8 protein-coding genes and 1 pseudogene are annotated in these 11,878 nt (G+C 71.7%); 6 read left to right on the forward strand and 3 right to left on the reverse strand.

Annotation, left to right across the window (positions count from 1 at the left end; genetic code table 11):
• Positions 1 to 84 precede the first annotated feature (84 nt).
• The 4 genes and pseudogenes from OG870_RS44610 (at position 85) to OG870_RS44625 (ending at position 4,386) form a co-directional block, all read left to right on the forward strand.
• Positions 85 to 327 (forward strand): DUF397 domain-containing protein, encoded by a 243-nt coding sequence (locus tag OG870_RS44610; protein WP_266531442.1) that lies wholly within the window; start codon positions 85 to 87, stop codon positions 325 to 327.
• A gap of 176 nt (positions 328 to 503) precedes the next feature.
• Positions 504 to 665, forward strand: a pseudogene (locus OG870_RS48360) (universal stress protein); the annotation flags it as partial.
• Positions 666 to 890: 225 nt separating this feature from the next.
• On the forward strand, positions 891 to 3,773 hold the full coding sequence (locus OG870_RS44620; RefSeq protein WP_266587648.1) for an ATP-binding protein: 2,883 nt from the start codon (positions 891 to 893) through the stop codon (positions 3,771 to 3,773).
• A gap of 115 nt (positions 3,774 to 3,888) precedes the next feature.
• On the forward strand, positions 3,889 to 4,386 hold the full coding sequence (locus tag OG870_RS44625; protein WP_266531438.1) for a hypothetical protein: 498 nt from the start codon (positions 3,889 to 3,891) through the stop codon (positions 4,384 to 4,386).
• 6 nt (positions 4,387 to 4,392) lie between these two features.
• Here OG870_RS44625 and OG870_RS44630 read toward each other — a convergent pair whose 3' ends face one another.
• Complete coding sequence (locus OG870_RS44630; RefSeq protein ID WP_327692143.1) at positions 4,393 to 6,363, reverse strand: N-acetylmuramoyl-L-alanine amidase; 1,971 nt, start codon at positions 6,361 to 6,363, stop codon at positions 4,393 to 4,395.
• A 287-nt stretch (positions 6,364 to 6,650) separates the two neighbouring features.
• Positions 6,651 to 7,793, reverse strand: coding sequence for an aminoglycoside phosphotransferase family protein (locus OG870_RS44635; protein ID WP_266531434.1), 1,143 nt, complete (start codon positions 7,791 to 7,793; stop codon positions 6,651 to 6,653).
• Positions 7,794 to 8,026: 233 nt separating this feature from the next.
• On the opposite strand from OG870_RS44635, the gene OG870_RS44640 reads away from it, so the two are divergent.
• Entirely contained in the window at positions 8,027 to 9,517 is a 1,491-nt protein-coding gene (locus tag OG870_RS44640) for a DNA-binding protein NsdB (RefSeq protein WP_266531433.1), read from the forward strand.
• Positions 9,518 to 9,573: 56 nt separating this feature from the next.
• Here OG870_RS44640 and OG870_RS44645 read toward each other — a convergent pair whose 3' ends face one another.
• Positions 9,574 to 10,998 (reverse strand): PP2C family protein-serine/threonine phosphatase, encoded by a 1,425-nt coding sequence (locus tag OG870_RS44645; protein WP_327692144.1) that lies wholly within the window; start codon positions 10,996 to 10,998, stop codon positions 9,574 to 9,576.
• Positions 10,999 to 11,440: 442 nt separating this feature from the next.
• On the opposite strand from OG870_RS44645, the gene OG870_RS44650 reads away from it, so the two are divergent.
• Positions 11,441 to 11,854, forward strand: coding sequence for an SsgA family sporulation/cell division regulator (locus tag OG870_RS44650; protein ID WP_266531431.1), 414 nt, complete (start codon positions 11,441 to 11,443; stop codon positions 11,852 to 11,854).
• Positions 11,855 to 11,878 lie beyond the last annotated feature (24 nt).

Consider the following 11,878-nt stretch of genomic DNA (forward strand, 5'->3'; position numbering starts at 1 on the left):
GAAAGGTCCCCCTCACGTGGCCTGTCGGCATCAGAAACCGATCGCTAGGCTGGCCGCGGACGACGAGTCGGGAGGAGCACGGACGTGGCCGAGAGCACCATCCAGCAGCACCCGCTTGCGGGCTGGGACAAGCCGGAGCTGGACCTCAGCAACGCCGATTGGCACTCGAGCAGCCGTGGCATGGGGGATGTGCAGATCGCTTTTGTCGAGGGATTCATCGCGATGCGCAACAGCGGTAGCCCGGAGAGCCCGTCCCTGATCTTCACGCCCGCGGAATGGGGCGCGTTCGTGTCGGGGGCGCGGGAAGGGGAGTTCGACCTGACGTGACCTGGGGCTCTGCGCCTGACCCGGCGGCCGGTGGTTGATGGCTGGTGGCCGAGCCGACCGGCCGATCCGGGGTGTTCCCTCCGTTTTCCGGACACGCGACCTTGAGCGCTCTCCCGGGGCGGTGTCCGAGCGACGCTGTCCCCTGGAGGGGAAGGTCGTCTTCCGGGGGTGAGGAACCGGGTGACGCGGCCGGCCTGCTGGTCGCCGCCTCCAAGGACGCCGAGCTGATTGGCGTGGGCCGCCATCGCCGCCGGCTGCCGGCCCCCGCCCGCATGATGGGCTCGGTCACCCAGGCCGTCCTGCTGCACGCGGCGGCCCCGGTGGCGGTGGTGCCGCCGACGCGGTGGAGGAGTGAGGGGCGACAGACACCGGCCGCCGGTGATCAGCGTCGGGCCGCGTCGCCGGGCAACACGAACGGCGCTGCGAGAGCGTCCTGAACAGGTCCGGCCGGTAACGGCCGAAACGGGTCGCGCGACCCTCGCGAGGCGTACGCTGAGGTGCCTGTAGGTCACGGTGCGCGCCCGCTCCCCGCGCGGGCGTACGACCGTGGCAGGGGGTACACCATGGGTCAGCGCATCGTGCGGAGCAGTAGGACCATCTTCGAACGCGAGAACGAACTCGCCGCTGTGGACGAGGCGTTGGGCGAGCTCACCGGCCTGCGCAGGGACGGCGCCGAACCCTCCGACCGCCCCCGCGGCGCCCTCCTCTCCTTCGCCGGGCGCGCCGGCATCGGCAAGACCACCCTCCTCGCCGAGGTACGCCGGCGCGCCGCCGCCAGGGGCTGCACCGTACTGTCCGCCCGCGGCGGCGACCAGGAGCAGCGCGTCGCCTTCCACGTCGCCCGACAGCTGCTGCAGCCCCAGCTGGCCGGCGCCGCGGAGACCGATCTGCGTGCCTCGCTGGGCAGTTGGTACGACATCGTCGGCCCCGCGCTCGGCCTGTGCGCGCCCACCGACGGTGCCCCGCCCGACCAGCAGGGGCTGCGCGACGGCCTCGACTGGGTGCTCACCCATCTCGCCGTGCTGCGCGCCCCGATGGTCCTCGTGCTCGACGACGCCCACTGGGCCGATCCCGAATCCCTGGGCTGGCTCGCCGCGTTCGCACCCCGCGCCGAACAACTCCCGCTGCTGGTCGTGGTGGCCTATCGGCCCGACGAACTCCCGGACCACGCCGAGTCGTTCAAGGGACTGCCGGGGCGCGCGGGCGGACGCCCCCTCGACCTGGAACCGCTCAGTGCCGTCGCCGTCGCACGCCTCGTGCGGGAAGCGGTCGGCGCGCACGCCGACGACGCGTTCTGCCGCGAGTGCTGGGCCGTCACCGCCGGCAACCCGTTCGAGACGGTCGAGCTCACCGCCAAGGTGCGCGACCGCGGCGTCACCCCCACCGAGTCCGGCGCCCATCTGCTGCGCGACCTCGCCGCCGCGGTCAAGGGCAGCGGGCTCGTCGTCCGCCTGGAACGACTCGGCACCTCGACCGTCCGCTTCGCCTGGGCCTGCGCCGTCCTCGGCACAGAGATCCATCCGCAGCTCGCCGCCGCCGTCGCCGGACTCGGCCACGAGGAGGCCGCCGACGCCGCCGACGCCCTGCGCGGCGCCCGCATCCTCACCGGCGCCGAGACCCTGGAGTTCGTCCACCCGCTGATCGCCACCGCCGTCTACCGGGCCATCCCGCCCGGCATCCGTGTCGCCCTCCACGGCCAGGCCGCCTGGTGCGTGATCAACGAAGGACAGGGCGCCTCCGCCGCCGCCCGCCACCTCCTGGAGACCCACCCCGACGGCGACAACTGGGTCGTCCAGCGACTGCGCGCCGCGGCCGAGGAGACCCTCCGGGCCGGCGCCCCCGACGCCGCCCGCAGTTACCTCGCCCGCGCCCTGCGCGAACCGCCGCCCTTCGAGGACCGCGCCGCCGTCCTGTACGAACTGGGCTCGGCCTCCCTGCTCACCGAACCCGCCACCACCGTCAACCATCTGCGGGCCGCCCTGGAGGAGCCCATCGCCGCGGCCGACCTGCGCCACCACATCGTCTACCGGCTCTCCCAGGTCCTCGCCCACAGCGACCGTCTCGCCGAGGCCTCCGACACCCTCGCCCGCGAGATCCGCGTCACCGACGACGCCCGGGTCAAGCTGCGCATGCTCGCCGAACAGTTCATGTGGGACGCCTTCCGGGCCGACGAACCCGACCACCCCTCCCGTTCCCGCCGCCTCACCAGGCTCGCCGACCGGCTGGGCGGCCGTGATCTCACCGAGCGGTACGTGATCGGCCTGCGCACCTGGGACGCCGTCCTGCGCGGCGAACCCGCCCACGTCGCCCTCCACCACGCCGAACGCGCCCTGGCCGGCGGCCTCGGCTGGGCCGAGCCCGACCGCGGCTTCGAGGTGCCCGTCCTGGTCGCCCTGGCCTTCATGTACGCCGACCGCCCCGGCCGCACCGAGGAACTCTTCACAGCGGGCATCGCCGACTTCGAACGCCAGGGCTGGCGCGGCGCCCACCTCTCCTTCGCGTACACACTCCTCGGTTACGTCCGCTACCGCCGCGGCCGGCTCACCGAGGCCGAGGACTTCGTCCGCGCCGGACTCAGGCTCGCCGAGCGGGTCGGCCCCGGCACTCCGGCCCACTGGTACGCGGTGGGCATCCTCATCGAGGTCCTCCTCGCTCGCGGCCGGGTCACGGAGGCCGCGCAGACCGGCGACCACTACTCCTTCTGCGCGCCCTTCCCGGCCGCCGTCGTCTTCCCCGACGCCCAGACCGTGCACGGCGAACTCCTGCTCGCCCGCGGTCGCACCAAGGAAGCGGCCGAGGAACTGGCCGCTGCCGGCCGCCGCCTGGACCCGCGCGGTATCCGGAACCCCGCCTGGTGCCCCTGGCAGCTCCACCTGGCCCGCGCCGAGGCGTACGAAACCCCCGAGCGCGCCGTCGCCACCGCCCTCGAAGCGGTCGCCCGAGCCCGCCAGTTCGGCACCCCCTCCGCCATCGGCCAGGCCCTGCGAACAGCCGCCGAGGTCTCCTCGGGCTCGGCCCGCATCAAGTACCTGGAGGAGGCCGTCACCCATCTGGAGCGCTCCCCCGCCGCCTACGAGCTGGCCTGCGCGCTCGTCGCCCTGGGCACCGAACTGCGCCGCACCGGCGGCCCCAGGGACGCCGCCGAACTCCTCTACCGCGGCCTCGACGCGGCCGTCCAGTGCGGCGCCGACGGCCTCGTCGAAACGGCCCGTGACGAACTCGCCGCGGCCGGTCTGCGCCCGCGCCGCCTGCACAGCACCGAGACGGACACCCTGACCAGCGGCGAACGCTCGGTGGCGAACCTGGCTGCCGCGGGCCGCACCGAGGCGGAGATCGCGAAGGAGCTGCACACGGACGAGCCGGCGGTCGTGCGCCTGCTCTCGGCGGTCTACCGCAAGATGGGCACGGAGATCACCGGGCTGACATCGGCCCTGAAACCGACCTGAAGTCCGGCGCCCCGGGGTGCGGGGCCGCGATTCACGACCCCGCCGCGTCGGCCCGACCACCCTCCACGGGCCTGCACTCGCACAACGACCTGCGCGCCCCATTACCATTGGCGACATGTCGTTCCTCCGCCGCCGCAGCGCCACTCCCGCCGGGCCCGACTTCGACGTCCTGGCCATGGACCCGGGCGACTGGCCCGGCAATCTGGGCGCCGGCCTGCTGCCCGCCCCCGACGGCACCTGCCAGGGCGTCTTCCTGCGCTACGACCTCTTCGGTGGCCGAGGCCCCGCGATGGTCATCGGCAATCTGCCCGAGGGCTCCCCGGCCCGCGAGACGGGCGAGGGCGAGATCCCCTTCGAGGTGGCCCAGCTGCTGCTCGCGCTGGAGAACGAGGAGGAGGTGACCGTCGTCGGCGTCGAGGACATGCCCGTCATGCAGGGCGACAACCTCCTGATCGTGCGCCGCCTCAAGCTCTCCGAGAGCCGGATCTCCTGCGTCCAGTTCGACCGCAGTGACAACGTCCTGGTGACCATCGCCGCCTGGGACCGACCCATCACGGACGACCTGTACGCCCTGCTGAAGCCACTCCCGGCGGAGCTTTTCCAGCAGGGCTGACAGCGGCTACGGGCGGGACGGCGCCACCGCCACGTCGGCCGCCCGTACGAACGCCACCCGGTGTCCGAACTGGATCTCGTAGTACAGGTCCTTACCGACTACCACCCGGTGCGAGTCGGTGGCGAAGGTGACCGCGTAGTAGTACTCGCCGGGCACCCTGTCACCGACCACGTACCGCTGCCCCGCGGGCAGGGAGTACGACAGCGGGGACACCGCCTGCGCGGGCACTCCCGCCGGGTAGGCCGAGGCCTCGGGGTAGGCGCGCCCGTACACGGGGACGCTGCCCAGGCCCGGCTTGGGAGTGACCACGAACCCGGACGCGTTCACCGCGGCCGGGTTCTTCCTCGTGTTCCTGAACCACGCCTTCTGGCCGAGGTACCAGATCGCCGTCCAGTCCCGGTAGTGGCCCGCGACCGCGTACTGCTGGCCGGTGGACACCCGCGAGCCGACATCGTTGACGTCGATCGTCGAGGCGGCGTTTCCATGCAGACCGACGTCCTTGATCAGCGCGGAGTTCTCGTCGTGGTCGGAGTACAGCCGCACCTCGCTGGAGCCGTGCGCCGCGCAGGGCTGGTCCTTGGTGACGCAGCCGGTGTACACGGGCTGGTTGGCCGAGTAGCCCGGGAGGATCGTCACCAGTCCGCCGGCCTTGCCCGCGGTGCGCTCGAAGGGCCGGCCCAGCAGTGCGAAGTAGTGCCGCCAGTCCCAGTACGGGCCGGGGTCGGTGTGCATTCCGGGAATGGTCGACGTGGTCGGACCCGGCACGTTCTCGTGGCCGAGGATGTGCTGTCGGTCCAGCGGGATGCGGTACTTCGCGGCCAGGTACCTGACCAGCCGCGCCGACGAGCGGTACATGGCCTCCGTGTACCAGGCGTCGGGCGCGGCGAGGAAGCCCTCGTGTTCCAGGCCGATCGACTTGGCGTTGATGTACCAGTTGCCCGCGTGCCAGGCCACGTCCTTGGTCTTCACATGCTGGGCGATGAACCCGTCCGTGGAGCGCAGCGTGTAGTTCCACGACACATAGGTGGGGTCCTGTACCAGCTTCAGCACGCCGTCCCAGGAACCCTCCGTGTCATGGATGACGATGTACCTGATGCTCTGCGATGCCGGGCGGTCGCCCAGGTCGTGGTTGCCGTAGTCGTTGTCGCCGAACTCCTCGTACGGGGCCGGGATCCACTCGCAGGACACGGACCTCGGGCACTCGGTGCCCTCGTCCGAGACCGTGCGCAGGCCGGTCCTGCCGATCTGCGCCGTGTCGGGGGCGAGGTTCGGCCGGGCCGCCAGGGCGACCTGCTGCCCACTGTCCGTGGTGCGCTCCTCGCCGGTGCGGATCACGTCGTACACGTCGTTGGCGTACGCGGCCGCCGTCGCGGTGTCGTCCGCGCCCGAGAAACGCGCCACCGCGCCGTACCAGTCCGCCGGATCGGCACTGAGCGGCTCGCCCAGATCCTTCTGTGCGGCGGCCAGCAGGGCGGCACCGCCCGCCACGTTGGCGGCAGGGTCCGTACGCAGCCGCCCGGCGCTCAGCCCGGTCAGTCCGGCCGCCTTCGGCAAGGTCCTGAGCCGGGCGGGGAGTTCGGAGTTCTCCGGCACCCTTGTTTCCGGGTGCAGGGCGGCGCGGGCGCTGTCGCCGCGGGCATCCTCCCTGCCCTCGCTGTGGTGCGAGGCGGTGGCGAGCGCGGTGCGGGCGTCGGTGAGGTGCATCGGGCCGTACCCGCCGCTCACGCTCGGCGCGCCCTTGTGCGTGTCCCAGCGGGATTGCAGATAGGAGACGCCCAGCAGCACGCTCTGCGGTACGTGGTACTTGGCGGAGGCCGAGGCGAACGCCCCTTGGAGCCCGTCCGCGGAGGACTGGGCGTCGGACGGCGCCGCGCCCAGCAGCGGCAGCATCAGCGCCGCCGCGGCAAGGGCGCCGGCGGCCCTGCGGGCGCGTCTGTGGCCGGGAGCGGACGTGGGGTCGGTGACGGATCCTCGCAATGCAGCCTCCTGGGACGTACGAGCGTGGCGGGGCGTGCAGGGCCGAGCGGTGGGTCTGTGTTACCGGCTGGCCGACGATCCGTCAATCATGCCCAGAGGCGGGGGATTTCCCATGTCAACACGAGGATGGAGGAGTTTCGTGGCGGCGCCCTGCGGGCCTGCGGGGCGTCAGTGGCGTACACCAATGGCCCGCCGCGAAGGTATTTTCCGGGCGGGCCGCGCGGACCCGGACATACGAAGGTCCGCGGAGCGCCGCTGTCCAGGGCGCACCGCGGACCTTCGTCCCCTCAGCGAGTGCCGACCGCCGCGCGCACGGCCCGTCGGGCCAGCTGGCAGTCGTCGTGCAGCCGCCTCAGCAGCAGCCGCTGTTCCTCGCCGGACGGCGCAGCACCCGGGTGGGCCGCTCCCGGTGCCGCCGGGGTCGAGTCGTGCATCGAACGCTGCACGGCCGTTTCGTAGGTACGGATCTCACGGGTCAGTACGAGCATCAGGTTCACCAGGAACGCGTCCCGAGAGGCGGGGCCCGCCGACTGCGCGATCTGGCTGATCTGACGGCGCGCCACCGGAGCGTCCCCGAGGACCGACCACAGCGTCGCCAGGTCGTACCCCGGCAGATACCAGCCCGCGTGCTCCCAGTCCACCAGCACTGGACCGGCCGGTGAGAGCAGGATGTTCGAGAGCAGGGCGTCGCCGTGGCAGAACTGGCCCATGCCGTGCCGGCCCGAGGCGTGCGCGATGCCGTGCAGCAGCTTCTGCAGGTCGCCCATGTCGCGGTCGGTGAGCAGGCCTAGCTCGTGGTAGCGGGAAATACGTGCCGCGTAGTCGAGCGGGGCGTCGAAGGTGCCGGCCGGGGGCCGCCACGCGTTCAGCCGGCAGATGGCGCCGAGCGCCGCCCTGACGTCCGCGCGCGGTGGGGCCTCGGCCGGGTGCCGCTGCAGGGCAGCCACCCTTCCTGGCATCCGCTCGATGACCAGAGTGCAGTTGTCCGGGTCCGCCGCGATCAGCCGGGGCACCCGCACGGGCGGGCGGTGCCGGACGAACGAGCGGTACGCCGCTATTTCGTGGCGGATCCGCTCGGCCCACGCGGGGGAGTGGTCCAGTAAGCACTTGGCGACGGCCGTGCTGCGTCCGGTCGTACCGACCAGGAGCACGGATCGTCCGCTGCGGCGCAGCACCTGCACCGGAGCGAACTCCGGGCAGATCCGGTGCACCGACGCGATCGCCGTACGCAACTGGGCGCCCTGGGGGCCGGACAAGTCGAGTCTCCCGCTGAGCGGTTGGGTGCCGAGCCCCGGCAGCCGCCGGGCCCTGCCCGCGCCGAGCGCGGGAGCCGCCGGACGGGGCGCGGGGTCGAGATAGGGACCGCTGCCCGCCGGGCGAGGCTGCAGCGGCCGGGGCGGGGCGGACACGGAGGACGATGCTGTGTACATGGGCGAAACAGATCCCTTCGTGTGCCTGCGACGTCAATGCGCTGCCCGGCCCGGAACCTCAGGTGCACCCTGGGGAATGTCCCTCGGCAACCGGGTCGGGGTGGCGCTTTCCTACCTGACACCCGATGCCCAGTGGCACACCATCTGGCGCACCCTGGCGAACCCTGGCGAATAGTCGCCCGGCAACTTGCACCGGGCTACTGTCAACTCAGCCGAGAACCTGGGGGCTTGACGTGAGCGGACAACCCAACACCCGCCTGGCGGACCTGTTCGGCCTGGCCGGCTGGTCCAAGGGCGAACTCGCGAGGCTGGTCAACCGGCAGGCGGCGGCCATGGGCCACCCCCAGCTGTCGACCGACACCTCCCGGGTGCGGCGTTGGATCGACACGGGAGAGATCCCGCGCGATCCGGTGCCGAGGGTGCTGGCGGCGCTGTTCACCGAGCGTCTCGGCCGTGTCGTGACCATCGAGGACCTCGGTCTGGTCCGGCACGGGCGTGTGGGGAAACGGCAGGACGCCGGGAGCGTGGAACATCCCGACGGTGTGCCGTGGGCGCCCGAGCGGACTGCGGCGGTCCTCACCGAATTCACGGGAATGGACCTCATGCTCAACCGACGCGGTGTGGTGGGTGCGGGTGTCGCGCTCACCGCAGGATCCGCACTCAGCAGCGCCATGTACGACTGGCTGCACACAGATCCGACTCTCTCCGCCGACGCCCCCGACTACGACAATCCCCTGCATGCCGACCCCGCTGGGTTCGACCGCTACGAGGCAGCCCCCATCGGGTCGCAGGAGATCGAGGAGCTGGAGCGCTCGGTCGAGGTGTTCCGGGCCTGGGACGCCGCCCGCGGCGGCGGGCTGCAGCGCAAGGCAGTCGTGGGCCAGCTCAACGAGGTGGGCGGCATGCTCGCCTACCGCCACCCCGACCATCTCCAGCGCCGCCTGTGGGGCGTCGCCGCCAACCTCGCCGTCCTCGCGGGCTGGATGTCGCACGACGTCGGCCTGGAGCCCACGGCTCAGAAGTACTTCGTCATCGCCGCCCACGCGGCCCGTGAGGGCGGTGACCGGCCCCGCGCCGGGGAGGCGCTCTCCCGAGCGGCTCGCCAGATGGTGCACCTCGGCCGGCCCGACGACGCACTCGACCTGATGAAGCTCGCCCAGTCCGGTTCCGGCGAAGAGGTGCTGCCGCGCACCCGGGCGATGCTCTACACCATCGAGGCCTGGGCTCAGGCCTCCATGGGCAAGGGCCAGGCGATGCGCCGCACTCTCGGCCGGGCGGAGGACCTCTTCGTCTCCGACAAGGGCGACGTGCCGCCGCCGAGCTGGATGCAGATGTTCAAGGAGGAGGACCTGTACGGCATGCAGGCCCTGGCCTACCGCACACTGGCCGAGCACGAGCCCGGAGCGGCCGCGCACGCCCAGCACTACGCGGAGAAGGCCCTGGCGCTCAGGGTCGACGGCCGGCAGCGGTCGAAGATCTTCGACTTCCTGTCCATGGCCTCCGCCTGCTTCATCGCCGACGACCCCGAACAGGCCGACCGGTACGCACGGCTGGCCCTGATGTCGATGGGAACCAACTCCTCCCACCGCACCTGGGACAGGCTGCGCCAGATGTACCGGCTCACCGCCGAGTACTCCAGCTACCCGAAGATCCACGAGCTGCGGGAGGAGATCAAACTGTCGTTGCCGAGGACGGCGAAGAGCGGCAACAGCGCACGGGCGTAGGGGGTTCGTGCAGCTGCCGCCGATTCATCTCACCGCTGGTTCACATCACCGCTGGTTCACATCACCTTGGCGAGGAGTACGCACGCGTCGTCCTGACGATCGGCCTCGCCGAACTCCTCCATGACCATCCGCACGCAGTCCTGCGCGGTCCGTGCCTCGCCGAAGCGGGGGGCCAGGTCGAGGAGCCGGTTCGCACTCTCCGTGCCGTTGCGCCCGGGCACCAGCCCGTCGGTGTGCAGCAGGAGCAGGTCGCCTGTCTCGAGGGTCTCTTCGACCTGCTCGTAGGAGGCACCCGAGGTCGCGCCGAGCAGGACGCCGTCCGGTGCGTGCAGCCTGCGCCCCGTCCCGTTGCGGAACAGTAGCGGGGCGGGGTGTCCGGCTTGTGCCCACGTCAGTGTGCGGGTGGCGGGGCGGTAGCGGCAGCAGACGGCGCTGCCGAGGGCGGGTTGCACGGTGGCGTCGAGTAACTGGTTGAGCCAGGACATCAGTTGGCCGGGTTCGGTGCCGGCCATCGCCATGCCGCGTACGGCGCCCAGCAGCGTCGCCATGCCCGAGGTGACGGCGACGCCGTGTCCGGTGAGGTCGCCGACGCTGAGCAGCGTCTGGCCGTCGGGCAGTTCCAGCGCGTCGTACCAGTCGCCGCCGATCAGTGCGCTCGTCGACGACGGCAGATAGTGCGCCGCCAGATCCAGTGTCTCGGGGCCGTGGTGCGGGAGCCGCAGGGAGCCACGCCACGGCGGCAGCACGGCCTCCTGCAGCTCGACCGCGAGCCGGTGCTCGGTCTGCGCGCGGTGCTGGTGGCTCTGCAGCGAGTCACGGGTCTCGCTCACCACCTTCTGGCTGCGGCGCAGTTCACTGACGTCACGCAGTACGGCCCACATCGAGGCGGTGCTGCCGTCGGTGTCGAGCACGGGCTCGCCCATCATGTGCACCGCGCGCACCTCGCCGTCGGGGCGCACGACGCGGAACTCACCGTCGATGGGCTTGGCGTCGACCAGGCAGTCCGTGACCATCGCCGTCAGCTTCGCGCGATCCTCGTCCAGTACCAGGGACGGCAGTTCGTCGAGGGTGAGCGGGGGAGCGGCGGGGTCGCGGCCCAGGATCTGGTAGAGCTCGCCGGACCAACTCGCCTCGTCCGTCAGCAGGTTCCACTCGGCGCTGCCGACCCGGCTGAGCAGTGAGCCGCGCCGGGGAGCGTGCGGCACGGCACGGACAGGTGCCGACTCCGCGATCGGGGGCACGGGGGTCGGGCCGTCCCGCAGCTGCCCCAAGTGGGCGGTGAGGTCGGTGAGTTGGTGCAGCGCCAGATCGCACAGCGCGCGCTGCCACCGCTCCTGGGGGTCCGAACCGTCGCTGTGCGCGTCCCGCCGTACGGCGTCCACCTCGCCCTTGAGCCGGCGAGTCTGCGATATCAACGCGTCGACCGAGCCGCGTCCTGGCGGCTGGGCGGCTGGGTGATCCGCAGAGAGATGGGACGACATGACGCACTCCGATGCGGGACGGTACGACCGGGGCTGACGGCTTGGGGACCGTTACGACTGTGGCACAGCCCGCGACGCCCTGTAAGGGATTCGGCAACACCCGATACGGTGGTGCTTCTGGCATATGCCACAGTCTTCACGGAGCGACCGTGCGGTGCGGATGGCGTACGCCGCTGACGGGCCAAGTCGTAGGCAGAGTACGCGATTTGATGTCTCGGTGAGGACTCCCGGTGGGCGTTCAAGCGCACGTTCGACGGCTGCTTGTTCTATGGGGTCTCAGTGATCCCGCCTCGCCTCATGCGCGGCAGGAAAGGCTCTGGCTGCCAAGTGACGCAGGTCACACAAACCCGCAAGCGCTTCCACGTAATGCGAACGGCACTTGGGTGCTCGTACAAGCACACCGGTCAATCCGGCCGACCTCCTACCGCAGCGGAGACCGACCATGGACATCACCCTCCGACAACCCGCCCACGGCCGTCTGATCACCGCCGACGAGCAGGAGCTCCCCGTTCCCGCCACGTTGCGTTATGCCGCCACGGATCCGCTGGCCGTCTACCTCGACTTCCCGCCCGAGGTCTCCCTCGACGGCACGGGGGTCACCTGGACCTTCGGCCGTTCCCTGCTGGAGGAGGGGCTGCGCGGCCCCGCCGGCGGGGGCGACGTGCACATCTGGCCGTGCGGCCGCGCCCGTACCGTCGTGGAGTTCCACTCGCCCTACGGCCTGGCCCTGCTGCAGTTCGACACCGACGCCCTGCGCCGGTTCCTGCTGCGCACGTACGCCGTGGTCGCCGCCGGGCAGGAGGACATCGGCGCGGCCGTGGACGAGGGCCTGAACTCGCTGTTCGGCAGCGTCTGACGACCCCCGCCCCTGTGGAGAACG

Source organism: Streptomyces sp. NBC_00461, assembly GCF_036013935.1.
Lineage (GTDB): Bacteria > Actinomycetota > Actinomycetes > Streptomycetales > Streptomycetaceae > Streptomyces.